General features: G+C 66.0%; 16 protein-coding genes and 2 pseudogenes. 14 read left to right on the top strand and 4 right to left on the bottom strand.

Translation table 11 applies throughout. The features are described 5' to 3' along the window. The first annotated feature begins 104 nt into the window (after positions 1–104). A complete protein-coding gene (locus tag IT40_RS18640; protein ID WP_243700276.1) occupies positions 105–1133 on the top strand; it encodes a LacI family DNA-binding transcriptional regulator in 1029 nt (342 codons plus the stop codon). A 48-nt stretch (positions 1134–1181) separates the two neighbouring features. On the opposite strand, the gene IT40_RS18635 is transcribed toward IT40_RS18640, so the two are convergent. After that, positions 1182–1856: a 4-carboxy-4-hydroxy-2-oxoadipate aldolase/oxaloacetate decarboxylase gene (locus IT40_RS18635; RefSeq protein WP_036758317.1), complete on the bottom strand. Its 675-nt coding sequence runs from the start codon at positions 1854–1856 to the stop codon at positions 1182–1184. A gap of 223 nt (positions 1857–2079) precedes the next feature. On the opposite strand from IT40_RS18635, the gene IT40_RS18630 reads away from it, so the two are divergent. The 9 genes from IT40_RS18630 to IT40_RS18590 all read left to right on the top strand — a co-directional run bounded on the left by IT40_RS18630 (position 2080) and on the right by IT40_RS18590 (position 9171). After that, complete coding sequence (locus IT40_RS18630) at positions 2080–2493, top strand: acetyl-CoA carboxylase biotin carboxyl carrier protein (protein ID WP_036758257.1); 414 nt, start codon at positions 2080–2082, stop codon at positions 2491–2493. Beyond that, on the top strand, positions 2493–3863 hold the full coding sequence (gene accC, locus IT40_RS18625) for an acetyl-CoA carboxylase biotin carboxylase subunit (protein WP_116171263.1): 1371 nt from the start codon (positions 2493–2495) through the stop codon (positions 3861–3863). The genes IT40_RS18630 and accC overlap by 1 nt, the downstream gene beginning before the upstream one ends. Next, positions 3856–4500, top strand: coding sequence for a 5-oxoprolinase subunit PxpB (gene pxpB, locus IT40_RS18620; RefSeq protein WP_036758255.1), 645 nt, complete (start codon positions 3856–3858; stop codon positions 4498–4500). The genes accC and pxpB overlap by 8 nt, the downstream gene beginning before the upstream one ends. Continuing rightward, entirely contained in the window at positions 4497–5471 is a 975-nt protein-coding gene (locus tag IT40_RS18615) for a 5-oxoprolinase subunit C family protein (protein WP_036758254.1), read from the top strand. The genes pxpB and IT40_RS18615 overlap by 4 nt, the downstream gene beginning before the upstream one ends. Continuing rightward, entirely contained in the window at positions 5471–5869 is a 399-nt protein-coding gene (locus tag IT40_RS18610; protein WP_036758253.1) for a hypothetical protein, read from the top strand. The genes IT40_RS18615 and IT40_RS18610 overlap by 1 nt, the downstream gene beginning before the upstream one ends. Next, a complete protein-coding gene (locus IT40_RS18605) occupies positions 5866–6630 on the top strand; it encodes a LamB/YcsF family protein (protein ID WP_036758252.1) in 765 nt (254 codons plus the stop codon). Before IT40_RS18610 ends, IT40_RS18605 begins: the two co-directional genes overlap by 4 nt. A gap of 34 nt (positions 6631–6664) precedes the next feature. Beyond that, entirely contained in the window at positions 6665–7438 is a 774-nt protein-coding gene (locus tag IT40_RS18600) for an SDR family oxidoreductase (protein WP_036758249.1), read from the top strand. 48 nt (positions 7439–7486) lie between these two features. Beyond that, complete coding sequence (locus IT40_RS18595) at positions 7487–8695, top strand: aspartate transaminase (protein ID WP_420874811.1); 1209 nt, start codon at positions 7487–7489, stop codon at positions 8693–8695. Between the two features lie 203 nt (positions 8696–8898). Continuing rightward, positions 8899–9171 (top strand): WYL domain-containing protein, encoded by a 273-nt coding sequence (locus tag IT40_RS18590; RefSeq protein ID WP_036758245.1) that lies wholly within the window; start codon positions 8899–8901, stop codon positions 9169–9171. 9 nt (positions 9172–9180) lie between these two features. Here IT40_RS18590 and IT40_RS28785 read toward each other — a convergent pair whose 3' ends face one another. Beyond that, positions 9181–9621 carry a hypothetical protein gene (locus IT40_RS28785; RefSeq protein ID WP_147307323.1) on the bottom strand — a complete coding sequence of 147 codons (441 nt, stop codon included), beginning with the start codon at positions 9619–9621 and terminating at the stop codon, positions 9181–9183. A gap of 534 nt (positions 9622–10155) precedes the next feature. Between IT40_RS28785 and IT40_RS18585 the strand changes: the two are divergent. From IT40_RS18585 to IT40_RS18565, 4 genes and pseudogenes are all read left to right on the top strand, one after another. Beyond that, positions 10156–11874: pseudogene (locus IT40_RS18585) on the top strand (IS21/IS408/IS1162 family transposase). Positions 11875–11926: 52 nt separating this feature from the next. Further along, positions 11927–12496, top strand: a pseudogene (locus IT40_RS30550) (IS66 family transposase); the annotation flags it as partial. Continuing rightward, positions 12496–13017, top strand: coding sequence for a hypothetical protein (locus tag IT40_RS30155; protein WP_243700343.1), 522 nt, complete (start codon positions 12496–12498; stop codon positions 13015–13017). The pseudogene IT40_RS30550 and the gene IT40_RS30155, both read left to right, overlap by 1 nt. A 469-nt stretch (positions 13018–13486) precedes the next feature. After that, entirely contained in the window at positions 13487–13789 is a 303-nt protein-coding gene (locus IT40_RS18565) for a hypothetical protein (protein WP_036758240.1), read from the top strand. A 727-nt stretch (positions 13790–14516) separates the two neighbouring features. Here the strand turns inward: IT40_RS18565 and fdhA are convergent. Both fdhA and IT40_RS18555 read right to left on the bottom strand, forming a co-directional pair. After that, positions 14517–15701: a formaldehyde dehydrogenase, glutathione-independent gene (fdhA, locus tag IT40_RS18560; protein WP_036758238.1), complete on the bottom strand. Its 1185-nt coding sequence runs from the start codon at positions 15699–15701 to the stop codon at positions 14517–14519. 75 nt (positions 15702–15776) lie between these two features. After that, positions 15777–15994: 2Fe-2S iron-sulfur cluster-binding protein (locus IT40_RS18555; protein ID WP_036758236.1), on the bottom strand; the 218-nt coding region annotated here is incomplete at its 5' end.

Raw genomic sequence — 15994 nt, 5'->3', positions numbered from 1 at the left:
CGAGGCCTGCTGCGATTCCCGCGGCAGGCCAGCCCGTGCCGCGGGGTGTTGTGACCGCATCCCGCAGCGTCTAGCCTGCCCTTTCGGCAGGGGCATGTGGCGGCATGAGCAGGGACGGATTTCACAGCGCAACCGTGAAGATGGCGGATATCGCCAAGGCGGTCGGGGTTTCCGCGATGACCGTCTCGCGGGCCTTTCGCGGCGACGAGGGCGTCAACTCGCAGACACGGGCACGGATTCTGGCCAAGGCCGAGGAGCTTGGCTATGTCTTCGACGCAACCGCCGCCAGCCTCAGGCAAAACCGGACCGGCTTCGTGGCGGTCACCGTGCCCTCGATCAACAATGCAAACTTCGCGGAAACCGTGCGGCAACTCTCGCGCGGGCTGTCCCGGAACGGCTTGCAGATCCTGCTGGCCAATACCGAATATGACCCGCACGAAGAGGAAAGGCTGATCGGCCAGCTGCTGCGCCGCAAGCCCGAGGCGATCGTCCTGACAGTGGGCGACTATACCCGCAGGACGCGGCAAATGCTGCGGGCGACGCGGATTCCCGTGATCGAGATCTGGGACCTGCCCGCCGAGCCGATCCGACATGTGGTGGGCGTTTCCAACACCGCTTGCATTGGCCGGCTGGTGGATCACCTGGTCGCCTCGGGCTATCGCGACATCGCCTTCATCGGCGGTGAATCGCCGCGCGATCCGCGCGGCGGCCAGCGCCGACGCGGCTTTGTCCAGGCGATGCGCCGCCATGGGCTGGACGACACGCGGCTGGTTCCCGCGGGCACCGCTCCGGTCGGAATGGCCGAAGGGGCGCAGGCGCTCGGGACGTTGCTGGACAACCATCCGACGACACGGGCGGTCGTCTGCGTCTCGGACCTGGTGGCTTTCGGGGTGATCTCGGAATGCCAGAGGCGGGGCATCGGCATCCCCCGCGATCTGGCGGTGGCCGGCTTCGGCAATTACGAGATCGGCACGATCAGCGTGCCGCGCCTGACCACGATCGATGTCCATGCCGGCACCATCGGCGGCAAGGCCGCGGATCTGATCGTCGCCCTGCTGCGACAGGATTCCGACGCGCCGCCCGCCCGGATCGAGATCCAGACGGACCTGATCGTGCGGGAATCCTCGGCCTGACCCTGCACCCCGGCGAGGCGCAGGACATGTCTTGTCAAAGAGGGGTCGTCAAAGATCGGTGGTCAGGCCCTTGGCCTTCAGCACCGCCTCGAGATTGCAGACGTCGATCACCGTCCGGCCGGATTTGTAGGCCTCGATATAGCCGGCCTCGTCCGCTTCGCGGGCGGCGGATTTGCGCGCCACCTCGGCGGCATCCTCGCGGCGCACGACGACCAGGCCGTCCGCATCGCCCCGGATCACGTCGCCCGGCCGCACGACCTGGCCGCCGATGACGATGTCGCCGTTGATCTGGCCCAGCGTTTCCTTGACCGTGCCCTTGATGCAGACGCTCAGCGAAAACACCGGCAGGCCCAGCCGGATCAGCTCCTGTGTGTCGCGCACCCCGGTATCGGTGACGACGCCGGCAATGCCCTTGGCCAGGCAGGCATTGGCCAGGACGTCGCCGAAGCAGCCCGCCTCCTCGTATTCCCCGGCCGAGACGATGACGACGTCGCCGGGCTGGGCATAATGGATCGCCAGTTGCAGCATGATGTTGTCGCGCGGCGCGCTTTGCACGGTGAAGGCGGGGCCGCAGACCGACATGGCGCGGTCGACGGGCTTCAGGCGCGAGCTCAGCGCGCCCAGCCGACCCTGCGCCTCGTGAATCGTGGCGCTGCCGAATTTCGACAGCGCGGCCACATCCGCTGCGGCGGCACGTTCGATCCTGGTGATGATATGGGGCACGTCGTGCTTCTCCTTGCTGGAATATCGCGGCCGGGGCCGGGGGTGATCGGCCGGCAGCATAGGAAGGACGCAGCCCCCAGGCATAAGAGCGTCTGCATCTGATGTGATCGGGTTTCGCGATGCCCCGCACCGGGTCATGCGAAACCGCTCTGACATCATTGCAAAGCGGCGGTGCTACCAATCGCAAAAGAACGCAACTTCGCACAGGGACGACGCCCTTCGCATGCCGATCACCATCGACTCCATCATCGCGGGGATGGAATGGGCCGCAGACAACCATCTCGCCGAGTTCGCCTTTTCGGCCGAGGGGCACCGGATCACCATCCGCCGCGGCGCGGCCGGCGGCGCCCAGCCCGCGCCACCCGCCGCCGCGGCGGCAGCGCCGCCGGTCCCGGCACCCGAGGCGGATGCCGTCACCGCCCCGCTGGCCGGCCTGTGCCACCTGCGCCCCGAATCCGGCGGGGCGGCCTTTGTCGAGCCGGGCGCCCGCGTCGAGGCCGGGCAGACGATCTGCATCATCGAGGCGATGAAGATGATGACCCCCATACCCGCACCCCAAGCAGGCACCGTCGAGGCCATCCTGGTCGGCGACGGCGCGACGGTCGAGGCCGGCGCGCCCCTGATGAGGATCCGCTGATGGCCGCGATCGACATGGACTGCCTGCTGGTCGCCAATCGGGGCGAGATCGCCCTGCGCATCATCCGCGCCTGCCGCCGGCTGGGCCTGCGCGTCGTCTGCGCGCATTCCGAGGCGGATCGCGACGCGGCATGGCTGCCGCTGGCCGACCAGGCGATCTGCATCGGTCCCGCGCCCGCCGCCAAGAGCTATCTGAACATCCCCGCCCTTCTGGCGGCCGCCGAGGCCAGCGGCGCGGGCCTGATCCATCCCGGCTATGGCTTCCTCTCGGAACGCCCGGAATTCGCCGAGGCCGTCGAGGCGGCCGGCCGGCGGCTGGTCGGACCCAGCGCCTCGGTCATGCGGATGATGGGCGACAAGGTCGAGGCCAAGCGCGCCATGATCGCCGCCGGCGTGCCCTGCGTGCCCGGCCCCGACAGCGTGCTGCCGGACGATCCCGAGGAAATCCGCCGGATCGCCGCCGGGATCGGCTATCCCGTCATCCTGAAGGCGGCCGGCGGCGGCGGCGGGCGCGGCATGCGCGTCGTGCGGGCCGAAGCCGAGCTGGCCAGCGCCTTCATGGTCACGCGGCAGGAGGCGGGCCGCTTTTTCGGCAATGCGGACATCTATATCGAGAAATTCCTCGAAAAGCCGCGCCATGTGGAAATCCAGGTGCTTGCCGATGGGCATGGCCATGCGCTCTGGCTGGGCGACCGCGACTGCTCGATGCAGCGCCGCCACCAGAAGCTGATCGAGGAAGCCCCCGCGCCGGGGATCGACCGCGCGCTGATCGCGGAAATCGGCGAACGCTGCGCCGCCTCCTGCCGCCGGATCGGCTATGTCGGCGCGGGCACCTTCGAGTTCCTCTTCGAGGACGGGCAGTTCTATTTCATCGAGATGAACACCCGTATCCAGGTCGAACACCCGGTGACGGAAATGGTCACGGGGCTGGACATCCTGGCCATGCAGATCGACGTGGCGCGCGGCAACCCGCTGCCGATCACCCAGGAACAGGTGCGCACCCTGGGCCATGCCGTCGAATGCCGGATCAATGCCGAGGACCCGGACAGCTTCGCCCCCAGCCCCGGCCGGATCACGGCGATGCATGTGCCGGGCGGGCCGGGCATCCGCGTGGATACCCATGTCGGCGCCGGCTCGGTGATCCCGGCGAGCTACGATTCCATGATCGGCAAGATCATCGCCCATGGCGCCGACCGCGACGAAGCGCTGGCCCGCGCCCGCACCGCGCTGGACGAGGCGCGGGTGGAAGGCGTCTCGACCAATATCCCGCTGCACCGGCAGATGCTGGCGGACCCCGGCTTTTCGGCCGGGGGGGTCAGCATCCACCATCTCGAACACTGGCTCGAAGCACGGAAGTCCCGCCATGCCTGACGCGAAGCTCTCCATGATCGGCAGCCGGGCGGTGCTGTTCCAGCCCTCCTGCCCGTTCGATCTCGCCAACCAGCAGCGCATCTGGGCCATCGCCGACGAGGCCGCCACCTGGAAGGGTGTCCGCGAGGCCGTGCCCGGCATGACCAATGTCACCCTGCTTTTGGACCATGTCCCGACCGGGCTGGACCGGATCGAGAGGGATCTGGCCGCGCTGTGGGAAAGCGGCATCCGCAAACAGGTCGAGGGCCGGCTTCTGGCGATCGACATGGCCTATGACGGCCCGCATCTGGCCGAGGTGGCCGGGATGACCGGCCTGCCCGTGGATCAGGTGGTGCGCCTGCATGCCGCGCCGGAATACACCGTCTATGCGGTCGGCAGCCATGCCGGCTATTGCTATCTGGGCGGTCTCGATCCCCGGCTGGAAACGCCGCGGCGCAAGGTGCCGCTGCCCCGGCTGCCGGGCGGGTCGCTGTCGCTGGCGGGGTTGCAGACCGGGGTCTCGGCCTCGGCGGGCCCCAGCGGCTGGAACACCATCGGCAGCACCGACCTGTCCTTCTTCGACCCCGAGCGCACGCCCGCCGCGCTGCTGCGGCCCGGCGACCGGATCCGCTTCAACCCCGTCGAGGTCAAGGCATGATCGAGGTTCTGTTCATTCCGCCCGCCGCGACGGTGCAGGATCTGGGGCGCGACGGCTACTGGTCGCAGGGCCTTGGCCGCGCCGGCGTCATGGATGCCCTGTCGCACAGCGTCGCGAACATGCTGCTGGGCAATGACGTCGATGCCGCGACGCTGGAGATCCCCTTGACCCCGGCACGGTTCCGGTTCCGGCAGGCCGGGGCCTTTGCGCTGGCGGGCGCGGCCTGCGGCGCGACGCTGGCCGGACGACCCCTGCCCCGCGTCTGGGCGGGCATGGCCGATGCGGGCGATGTGCTGGAGCTTGGCCCGATGACATCCGGCGCCCGCAGCTATCTGGCGCTGCCCGGCGGGATCGACGTGCCGGCGGTGCTGGGCTCGCGCAGCACGCAACTGCGCGAAGGCTTCGGCGGGCTCGAAGGCCGCGTCCTTGCCGCCGGCGACGTGCTGCGCGCCGCGTCGGAGACGCTGCCGCTGCCGCCTGTGGGGCTTAGCCTGACCATGCCCGCGCTGCGCGCCGCGGGTGCCGCGGAGATCGAACTGCGCGCCCTGCCCTCGGCCGAGCATGGGGATTTCGCCCCGGCCTCGCGCGAGGCGTTCTGGACCACGCCCTACACGGTCAGCCAGCAAAGCAACCGCCAGGGCTATCGGCTGGAAGGTGAGACCCTGGCCTATGAGGCGTCCGGCGAATTGCGCTCGCACGGGATCGCGCCGGGGATCGTGCAGGTGCCGGGCGGCGGGCAGCCGATCATCCAGCTGGCCGATTCCGCGACCATGGGCGGCTATCCAAAGATCGCGGCGGTCATCGAGCCCGACCTGTGGCGCATCGCGCAGGCCCGGCCGGGCGACCGCCTGCGCTTTCGCCAGGTGACGCTGGCCGAGGCGGCCCTGGCCGCAAGGACGCAACAGGAATGGCTGGCCGGGATTCGCACGCAGTTGGAAGGATTTCTGACCCGGCAGAGGGGATGGCTCTGATGTTCGACAAGCAAGACCTCGCCCGGCTTCTGGACGCGATGCGCGCGCATGGCGTCGGCACGCTGGAAATAGAGGGCGGGGACATGTTCCTGCGCCTGGCCCTGCCGGCCGGGCCCGCACCGGCCACCGCGGCCGAGGCAAAGCCCGCGACCGCAACCGCCGCCGCGTGCAGCCCCGATATCGGCACCTTCCTGCCGCGCGGCAGCGACGACGGGCTGCCCGCGATCGCACCCGGCGACGCCGTCCGCGCCGCCGAGCTTCTGGGCTATGTCGCGCAGGGCGCCGTCCGTGCCGCCGTCACCGCCCCGGCGGATGGCATCATAGCGTCCGGCATCCCGGCGCCGGGCACCCTGTTCGGCCACGGCGACCCCGTCCTGACATTGGAGACCAGGCCATGATCATCGACATCAACTCGGACATGGGAGAGGGCTTCGGCCCCTACCGCATCGCCGACGACGAGGCGCTGATGGCGCAGATCAGCTCGGCCAACGTGGCCTGCGGCTACCATGCCGGCGATCCGGTCATCATGGACCGCACGATCCGGCTGGCCAGGGAGCATGGCGTCGACCTGGGCGCGCATGTCAGCTTTCCCGACCGCATGGGTTTCGGCCGCCGCCGGATGGACATGGACCTGCCGGAACTGGAATGCCATCTGCTGTATCAGCTGGGCGCGCTGGCCGGGCTGGCGGGCCGCGCCGGGCATCGCATCACCCACATGAACCCGCATGGCGCGCTTGGCAATCTCGCAAGCTCCGATCCCGCCATCGCGGCGGCAGTGGCGCGCGCGACCATGGCCTTCGACCCCGAGATCGCGTTCCTGGTCCTGCCGGGCAGCGCCCTGGAACAGGCCGCGCTGGAGATGGGCGGCAACGTGGTCCGCCTGTTCCTGGCCGACCGCGGCTATCTGGCCAGCGGCCAGCTTGCCCCCCGCAGCCAGCCAGGGGCGGTGATTCACGACGCCGAGCAGGTGGTGGCCCGCGTCATGCGGGTCATCCGCGACCGGCAGGTCGACACGGTGGACGGCCAGGTCATCCCGATGCCGGTGCAGTCGATCCTGGTCCATTCCGACACCGCGGGCGCCGTCGATCTGGCGCAGCGCCTGCGCAAAGGCATCACGGCCGGCGGCGCGACCATCGCCCCGCTGACCCGTCACATCTGACCCCCGGCGCATTCACGAGAAGAAAGACAGAACCATGGCATTCGCGGATTACAAGACGGCATTGGTAACGGGCGCCTCGGGCGGAATGGGCTGGGCGATCGCCGAGCGGCTGCGCGCGAAGGGCCTGACCGTTCACGCCCTGGCCCGCAACGCCGAAAAGCTGCAGGAACTGGCGGCGCATTGCGGCGCGATCCCGCATGTGATCGACGTTTCCGACACCGAGGCGGTGTCCGCGCTGGTGAAGGATCTGGAAATCGACGTGCTGGTGAACAATGCCGGCGTATCGCGGCCGGGCAGCATCCTCACCTCCAGCGCCTTCGACATCGACGAGCAGATCGACGTCAACCTGCGCGCCGCCCTGCACTTGGCCCGCCTGCTGTTGCCGGGCATGATGGAGCGCGACCGCGGCCATATCGTCAACATCACCTCGATGGCCGGGCATTACGAGTTCGGCGGCCATATCGCCTATCACGCCACCAAGGCGGCGATGCATACCGTCTCGCGCCAATTGCGCGTCGATGCCTTCGGCCGCCGGGTCCGAGTGACCGAGATCAGCCCCGGCCGGGTCGAGACCGACATCTTTGCCAAGGTCGAGAAGATCGACCCCGCCGAGGCGAAGCGCAAATATTACGAAGGCTTCGAGATGCCGCAGGTCTCGGACATCGCCGACGCCGTGGAATATGCGGTCGGGACGCCGCAATACGTCAACATCAACCTGATCGAGCTGCTGCCGACGCTGCAAGTCCCCGGCGGCCTGCGCACCGCCAAGCGCGTGGGCGACGACGTGATCCTGACCGGCAACAAGTAACGCGCCGCCCCGCCGGCATCCGAACAATCCGCACCGATGGAGATTGCCTTGAGCAACATCAAACTCGCCTCGCGCGTCACCAGCATCCGCGTCTCGCCCAGCACCGCCGCCGCGCAGAAGGTCCGCGACCTGCAGGCCGAGGGACGCAGGATCTTCAACCTCACCGTGGGCGAGCCCGATTTCGACACGCCCGACCACATCAAGGCCGCCGCCATCAGGGCGATGGAGAATGGCGAGACGAAATACACCTCGGTCAACGGCACGGTCGAGCTTCGCAAGGCCATCCAGCACGACTTCAGGACGCGGCTGAGCATCGACTGCGGGCTCAACGAGATCTGCGTCGGCGGCGGCGCCAAGCAGGTGCTGTTCGTGGCGCTGATGGCCACCGTCGAACCCGGCGACGAGGTCATCGTCCCGGCGCCCTATTGGGTGTCCTATCCCGACATGGTCATCGCCAACGGCGGCACGCCGGTCATCGTTCCCTGCGGCGAGGAGGTCGGCTTCAAGCTGACCCCCGACGCGCTGGAGGCCGCGATCACCGCGAACACCCGCTGGGTGATCCTGAACTCACCCTCCAACCCGACCGGCGCCGCCTACAGCGCGGACGAGCTGCGGGCGCTGGGACAGGTGCTGCTGCGGCATCCGCATGTGATGGTCCTCTGCGACGAGATCTACGACCGGATCTGGTTCGCCGGTTTCGAGCCCTGCAGCATCCTGACCGTCCTGCCCGAGCTGAAGCCGCAGGCCCTGGTCGTCAACGGCGTCTCCAAGTCCTATGCCATGACCGGCTGGCGGATCGGCTACGGCGTCGGGCCGCTGGCGCTGATCGATGCGATCAACAAGCTGCAATCGCAAATGTCGTCCTGCCCCTCGTCGATCAGCCAAGCGGCGGCGGCCGCCGCCCTGACCTCGGACCAGCGCTCGGTCGACGAGGCCGTGGCGGTCTATCGCCAGCGGCGCGACCGCGCCCATGCGCTGATCAACGCGATTCCCGGCCTCAGCTGCAGCCTGCCGGACGGCGCCTTCTATCTCTATCCCAGCTGCGCGGGCATGATCGGCAAGAGGACGCCGGACGGAAAGACGATCAGGAACGACCTGGATTTCAGCCTGTATCTTCTGGAAGCGGCGGGCGTCGCCTCGGTCCATGGCGGGGCCTACGGGCTAGAACCCTATTTCCGCATCTCGACCGCAACCTCGATGGAGATCATCGAAGCGGCCTGCGCCGCCATCGCCCAGGCATGCAAGGCTTTGGACTGAGAGCAGCAAAGCAAAGGGCGGGCACCCCGTTCCTTGAGCTCGGCGGGCAACGATTGCCCTGCGTCCCGGTTCGCACGAAAACCTTGACCCGCCGATCATGGCACAATTGCGCAAGACGATCCCCTCGGCCATCTGGGTCGCCGTCGAAGGTGGTGCTGTCGAACGCGCCTTTCGTGGCGCCCCAGGCTTCAGCCTGAAAAGTTATGCCCACAACTGGGATCTGGCAGGAGGAACCCGAGGGCATCGTCCGGCGCTTTTCCCCGCGCGTTGCCCGCGGTGCCGCCAGCTATCGCTTCCACCCTGCCGAGAGGCACGAGCCGCAGGACGACGGCAGCCTGATCGTGCGTTTCCACGCCGGCGGCCTGCAGGAAATAGCCTGGCATCTTGCCCGCTGGGGTGGAGAGGTCGAGGTGCTGGCCCTCCATCGGCTGCAGCAGATGGTGCGGGATCTGGGTGCGCGGCTGGCAAGCCCGTAACGCAACCGCTTACAGGAAGCGTTTCCCCAGCTCGCCGGCGGCACTGACATCTTCGCCGATCCGCTCTCTTGCTGGTTTTGTTCTGGCGTGGAATTCGTCGCTGACATCCCTGACGAAATCCGCCGGACTCAGCCCTGCGTGAAGGATGCACCCCAGGAAGGCGCAAACGACAAAGAGAAGCCATAAGCGCTCATCGCTGCACTCGTGTTCATGATCGAAAATATGCAGGCCGCGAAGGCAAGGATCCACGCAAAACCCGCCACACCACGAATCCCGAGCCAGGACAAGAGCGTCGCCGCCGCAACAAGATATTCGGGGATATCCGAACTGGCATTCAGGGCGATGGATATGATCGCCCGAATACACGGCCCAGAGCAGAACAAAAACGATCAGCCCATAGATCGATTTTCTCCACCTGAGGATACCACGGGCATAAAGAGGCGTCAGCATGGCCAATGCGGCGGCACCGGAGATCAGGGTGGGCTTGATCGAATAGTTCTTCGAGAAAAAGTGCAGGCTCGGCGCAGAATAGTTCTTGAAGCATAAAGCAGTGGCAACAAGCAGAAAAATGATTGCCAGCAGCTTGGTCGTGCGCTCGGAAAGCGCCTCCTCGCTGGTAAGGATGTCTACGGCAGCAAAGATCTTGGCCTTTATCCAGAGAATCCATCATTCGCCATGGTCAGCATAGTGCATATTCCCACATCACGCCTGCGTGAAGGACGATTTTGAGCCGGTGTTCGAAATTTCATGTGGCACGGCCGGAATCCGGCCTCCCGGCCGAGACCGGCCTTATTTGCATGCCGGCATGTCAAATGTAAGCCGGCATGGCCAACTGCCCCCGTAACGGGGTGATCGGCTTCCCAAACGGCCCCCCTTTCACTGATGGTCATGATGCCCCCGTGGTCATCGGGGGCACAGTGCGGGATGCTGATTGTGGAGACGATTGCGAAGATCCGTCGGGCGTATTTCCAGGAGTAGAGGACGATCAAGCAGATCTGCCGGGAGTTTCGGGTCTCGCGGAGTGAGGCGTGAGCCGCCATTGGTTCGAGGCCACGCCGAACGGTGCGGAAGGTGATCCGGTCCGGCGCGACGGAACTGACCCATGAACGGACAATCCAGCCGCTGCTGAAGATCGGCCCTTGGAGAATCAAGCTCGACGAGATGCTGGCGGCAAACGCCCGGAAGCCGAAGCGCGAACGCCTGATCCTGATCAGGATCTTCGAGGCACTCCGGTCCTTCGGCTATGACAGTGGTTACGATGCTGTCCGGCGTTACGCGGCCTCGTGGTCCAGGGAAGAACAGGAAGCTTCTGCCGCCGCCTGTGTGCCGCTGGTCTTCGATCCGGGCGAGGCTCGACCCCATCGACCGGAGCCACGGGATCGTGGTGATCGATGGGGTGACCACCACCGTGAAGGTGGCGCATGTCCGCCTCTGCCACAGCCGGATGCTGTTTGTCCGGGCCTGCCCGCGCGAGACGCAGGAGCCTCAGCCATCAGGCTCGGACCGATGGCGCCGCGATGGCTTCGATCTTCGACGCTCATGACAAGGCCTTCGCCTTCTTCAGGGGCTGTGCTCGTGGGATCTACGACAACATGAAGACGGCGGTGGATACGATCTTCGTCGGCCGCGACCGCGCCTGCAATCGCGTTCGCCTGTTCCCTCGAACCGCTGGCGTTCACAGGCTCACTCCGGCAGATGTGCGGGCACTATCTGGTCGAGCCGCCGTCCATTGGGCTTGAACCAATGGCGCGTCAATGAATGGCCCTGCACCCCGGCCTCTGGCTGGGACCGCGCCTGCGTGGCGCCATCGGTTCGAGCCCGCTGGCGCAGGGACAGGTCGAGAACCAGGTCGGCGTTGTCCGGCGGCGGTTCTTCGTGCCTCGACCGAAGTCCAAGAGCCATGCCGAACTCAATGCCTGGCGCGAGGACCGCTGTGTTGCATGGGCCAGGTCGCATCCGTACCCGGAGCTTCGCGATCGCACGATCTGGGGGGTGTTTCAGGACGAGCGTGCGAGCCTGGTGCCCTATGCCGGCCCCTTCGACGGCTTCCATGCCGTGCCCGCCTCGGTATCGAAGACCTGCCTGGTCCGATTCGACAAGAACCGCTACTCGGTGGACGGTCGCGCTGTCGGTCTACCGGTCGAGATCCGCGCCTATGCCGAACGGGTCGAGTTCCGGCAGGACGGCAGGATCGTCGGCCAACCCATCCGCGCCTTCGGCCGCGACAGGCCATCTACGATCCGCTGCACGATATTCCGGTGCTGGCCCGCAAGCCCGGCGCCCTCCGGAACGGCGCTCCCTTCAAGGAATGGAAACTGCCGCCAGCGATCAGGCGCGTTCAGCGCAAGCTGGGCAAGGTGCCAAACGGCGACCGGCAAATGGCCCAGATCCTCTGAGCATGATCCCGACCGACGGACTGGATGCGGTGGAATCCGCTTGCGCGAGGCCCTGAACGAAGGCGCCCCGGCAGCAGCTGTGGTCCTGAACATCCTGGCCCGGCATCGCGAACCGACACCGCCGCTGACCATCGCCACGCCGGATGCGCTGCGGCTGGCCTGCGAGCCCGCGGCCGATTGCAAACGCGACGACAGCCTGAGGAGACCGAGCCATGGAAAGATCACAGGTGCTGGACGCGTCGTGTCGAAGACGCGCATCCCGCAAGATAGGCCGGCTGAAGCTCTACGGCATGAAAGCCGCCTATGATGAGATCATCGCCACGGCAGCGAAGCGACAGCACGAGCCGCAGCAGATCGTCGGCGACCCCCGCCTTCGGAAGGCCGCGTGTTGGACCCACCTGCGGCGCGACTTCCATGACGAATGGACTAAGACCAAATCCGTGATCGCCCGCGAGGCGCTCGACCGCATCGGCGTGCTCTATGACATCGAGCGGGAGATCGACGGCCGTCCTGCTGATATCCGTCTTGCCGGCCGGGAAAACACAGCGCCCCAAAGGTCGAGGCCTTCTTCGCATGGTCCGAGAGCCAACTCTCGCTGATCCCGGGCAAGGGTGATCTCGCCTAGGCCTTTCGTTACGGGCTCAGCCGTCGTTCCTCATTCAGCCTCTTCCTTGAGGACGGCCGGGTGGCGATCGACAACAATCCCGCAGAACGCGCCCTGCGCCTGATCGGTGTCGGGCGCCGCAACTGGCTCTTCGCTGGCTCCCGCCATGACCATCATCGAGACCGTCAAGATGAACGGCCTCGCTCCGCAGGCCTATCTGGCCGACATCCTGACCCGTATCCACGATCACAAGATCAACCGGCTCGACGAACTCCTGCCGTGGAATTGGGCGCCGACGACCGAAACCTTATCCGAGACCGCCTGATGGCAACCGTCACCCATGTCCGCACCCTCGACTACGTCGCCAGGATGCTGGGCGAAGATCCCGAACTGCTCGAAGCCATCGTCTCCAATGACGACAACCTGAGCTACGGCGCGAGCATCAGCGTCCATACCGGCCCAGACGACACCATCATCACCCTGACCGATGACGGCATCGATGAACCGAAAGACATGCTCACGGCCGCGCGCATCACCACCAAAACCTGGCACGCGTTCCTCGACGACTTTGTCGATGACCAGAAAATCGTCACTTGCATCAAGGCACAGTCGCCGCGGGAACAATCGGCCGGTTACGCCGCGTGCCGTCGCATGCCTGCTGAAAACCTGCGAGCGCCTGTTCTCTCTGCGGATGGGTTCGGTGTTCGATTAACTCTGACCCCAAAAGGCATCGACCCATCTGCTGCGGGGCTTCCTGGAGCTAATCCGACCGGAGTACGGTCGTCCGAGGTGGCATGCATGCTCCGTCGGGCGACCAACGGAGAATTTTCGCCTCCTGCGGCATGAAAACCTGTGTAGCATCCAGGATTGTCCCATCCTCGATCCGCGAATTCGCCGCCTGACAGGTGGGTGAGCGTGAAAACCGTGACGCGTAAACGTCGCGGCTACAGTAGGATCAAAATAAATTGTTTAATATAAATCATCTGAGAAGCGATGATGCTGCGACGCAAATGAACACATATGATTATGGGAATAGGTATGACTGAATGTCATGTGCGTGTGAATATTTATTCATAAAATATAATACGTTACATGGTTGTATAAATATATTTCTACTTTATATTCAAAGCCTTAGCGCGTAACAGTAAGCGTGACGAGTGCGTGACACATGTTACGTTGAAGGCTACCGGTCGGTGTGGCAAGAACGATGATCCATGAAAGGCCGACTGGGTTCAATCCGCGTCACCGCTGCATATCCCGTGACAGTTCGCCAACGCCCTTTATAGTGGTCATGCCTGCCGCTGAAGAATGAATCATGCATGTGGTTTCGCTGCTTCGCACCGATATGTTCTCGATCCGCATCGGCGGTGTCGCCTCAGGGCTGGACGACCTGTTCCCCGACTGGACCGAGCTCGACCGTTTCAGGCTGGTCATCGACGAGCCCCCAGGCGGTGTGGGGGCCACCCACCTGCTGCAAGCCGCGATGATGGCCTATTGCGATGCAAAGCCGCCGCGCCGGACCAGCCGCGCTGTCTATCCCGAGATCTATGCCTTCCATATCGGCAAGTGCCACGGCGCCCATGGGCCCTATGACTTCTGGCCGGCCCGGCGCGAGTGATCCTGCGCACCGACGATCACCGGAAGGTGCTGGACACCATCAATGATCGCGGCATCACCCGGCTTGCGGTGCCCGACCGGCCGCCGCGCCAGGTCGTGCATCGCCCGAAGGAGGTCGAGGCGGCGTTGGACCGGATCGCCTCGGCCTTCCTCTATGATGCCTCGGGGCGGGTAGCGATGTCGAGATCGCGGGCACCGACAAGCGCACCGAGTTCAACCCGACGCAGGCGCTTCGCCCGGTTTCGGAAATCGTGGCGCTGCGCCGCGCGCCCGGCGCCTTGTCCAGCAGCGGCATCCCGATCAAGGAAAATGACGACGATTATGCGCGCTGGCTGGTCGCCTGAGATGAAGAGGTCACCGCCGAAAACCGCAGGCGGCGTTCGAGGCGCGGCAGAACCTGCGCTCGGCCGAGGGGCTTGCGACCGAGACCTATCGCCGGATCCAGGTCGTCGAGGCGCTGGAACGCCTTGCATCCGCCGGACTGCCCCGGAGTGCCACCGCGGCGGAATGAAGGCCGGCCTGCCGCTTCAGCTCCGCCGGATCGCGTCAAGGACGGCATGCACGGCCTTGTCCTTGCGGCTTTCGGGCAGCATCCATGCGGTGATCGACAGGCGCTACGCTGTTTATGCGCTTTCCATCAGGCGCCTGACTATGAGACTTCAGCTTTAACCAAATGAAAGACCGGCCACGGATCGTGGCCAGCCTCTTTTATGCAAATGTCGGCAGTCTCAGGCAGCCAGGCCACCATGCGGGTCCAGCACGTATTTCTTGGCCACGCCGGCGTCGAAGCTTTCATAGCCCGCCACCGCCTGGTCCAGCGGGATGATCGTCGCATTCACGATATCGGCGATGGGCAGCCGGTCGTGCAGGATCGCCTGCATGAGCTGGCGGTTGTATTTCAGCACCGGGGTCTGGCCGGTGTGCAGCGACTGCGCCTTGGCCCAGCCCAGGCCGAAGCGCATCGACAGGCTGCCCTGCTTGGCGGCATTGTCGACCGCGCCCGGATCCTCGGTGACGTAAAGCCCGGGGATGCCGATCTGGCCGGCGGCGCGGGTGATCTCCATCATCTGGTTCAGCACGATGGCCGGCTGCTCGCCGCCGGAATGGCCGCGCGCCTCGAAGCCCACCGCGTCGATGGCCGAATCGACCTCGGGCGTGCCGGTGATCTCGGCGATCATGTCGCCCAGCCGGTCGGATTTCGACAGGTCCACCGGCTCGAAGCCGACCTTGCGGGCATGCTCGAGCCGCTCCTTGTTGAAGTCGCCGATCATCACCACCGCCGCGCCGAGGATGCGGGCCGAGGCCGCCGCGGCAAGGCCCACCGGGCCGGCGCCCGCGACATAGACCACCGAGCCGACGCCGACGCCGGCCTTGACCGCACCGTGGAAGCCGGTGGGCAGGATGTCCGACAGCATGGTCAGGTCGCGGATCTTCGACAGGGCGCGGTCGCGATCCGGGAATTTCAGCAGGTTGAAATCGGCATAGGGCACCATGACATAGCGCGCCTGGCCGCCGATCCAGCCGCCCATGTCGACATAACCATAGGCGCCGCCGGCGCGGGCCGGGTTCACCGTCAGGCAGACGCCGGTGTCGCCTTCGCGGCAGCAGCGGCAGCGGCCGCAGGCGACGTTGAACGGCACCGAGACGATGTCGCCGATCTCCAGCATCTCGACATCGGCGCCCTTCTCGATCACCTCGCCGGTGATCTCATGGCCCAGCACCAGGCCCGGCTCGGCGGTGGTGCGGCCGCGCACCATGTGCTGGTCCGAGCCGCAGATATTGGTCGAGACCACCTTCAGGATCACGCCATGCTCGATCTTGCGCCCGTCGGGGGATTGCAGTTTCGGGTCGGCGATGTTTTGCACCTCGACCTTGCCGGGGCCGATGTAGACCACGCCTCTGTTGCTGCTCATGCGATCTCTCCTCCTCATCCTTCGTGTGAAAGCTGTTTTCGTCTGTTGGCGAACGGCAGGTTTCCCACCTGTTGTTCACAGATCGATGGTAACGTTTCCGATGGGCCTTGAGCAGCAGGCGAGGATATAGCCCGCCTCGACATCCTCGTCGGTGATGCCGCCGTTGTGGACCATGTGGACCTGGCCCGAGAGCCTGAGCACCTGGCAGGTGCCGCAGATGCCCATGCCGCAGCCCGAGGGGATCGGGATGCCCGCCGCCCGCGCCGTGGCCAGGATGGTCTCGGTTTGCGCGC

Origin of the sequence: Paracoccus versutus, assembly GCF_000763885.1 — a bacterium.
GTDB lineage: Bacteria > Pseudomonadota > Alphaproteobacteria > Rhodobacterales > Rhodobacteraceae > Paracoccus > Paracoccus versutus.
The sequence above is the reverse complement of the archived record's forward strand: the minus strand, read 5'-3'. Positions and strand labels throughout refer to the sequence as shown.

Bases quoted from the DNA above. Each gene is read 5' to 3' on its own strand.
- IT40_RS28785 (WP_147307323.1), bottom strand. From the start codon at position 9,621: ATGCTGACGCCTCTTTATGCCCGTGGTATCCTCAGGTGGAGAAAATCG.
- IT40_RS18590 (WP_036758245.1), top strand. From the start codon at position 8,899: ATGCCCACAACTGGGATCTGGCAGGAGGAACCCGAGGGCATCGTCCGG.
- IT40_RS18615 (WP_036758254.1), top strand. From the start codon at position 4,497: ATGATCGAGGTTCTGTTCATTCCGCCCGCCGCGACGGTGCAGGATCTG.
- IT40_RS18610 (WP_036758253.1), top strand. From the start codon at position 5,471: ATGTTCGACAAGCAAGACCTCGCCCGGCTTCTGGACGCGATGCGCGCG.
- pxpB (WP_036758255.1), top strand. From the start codon at position 3,856: ATGCCTGACGCGAAGCTCTCCATGATCGGCAGCCGGGCGGTGCTGTTC.
- accC (WP_116171263.1), top strand. From the start codon at position 2,493: ATGGCCGCGATCGACATGGACTGCCTGCTGGTCGCCAATCGGGGCGAG.
- IT40_RS30155 (WP_243700343.1), top strand. From the start codon at position 12,496: ATGGCAACCGTCACCCATGTCCGCACCCTCGACTACGTCGCCAGGATG.
- IT40_RS18605 (WP_036758252.1), top strand. From the start codon at position 5,866: ATGATCATCGACATCAACTCGGACATGGGAGAGGGCTTCGGCCCCTAC.
- IT40_RS18630 (WP_036758257.1), top strand. From the start codon at position 2,080: ATGCCGATCACCATCGACTCCATCATCGCGGGGATGGAATGGGCCGCA.
- IT40_RS18600 (WP_036758249.1), top strand. From the start codon at position 6,665: ATGGCATTCGCGGATTACAAGACGGCATTGGTAACGGGCGCCTCGGGC.
- IT40_RS18565 (WP_036758240.1), top strand. From the start codon at position 13,487: ATGCATGTGGTTTCGCTGCTTCGCACCGATATGTTCTCGATCCGCATC.
- IT40_RS18640 (WP_243700276.1), top strand. From the start codon at position 105: ATGAGCAGGGACGGATTTCACAGCGCAACCGTGAAGATGGCGGATATC.
- fdhA (WP_036758238.1), bottom strand. From the start codon at position 15,701: ATGAGCAGCAACAGAGGCGTGGTCTACATCGGCCCCGGCAAGGTCGAG.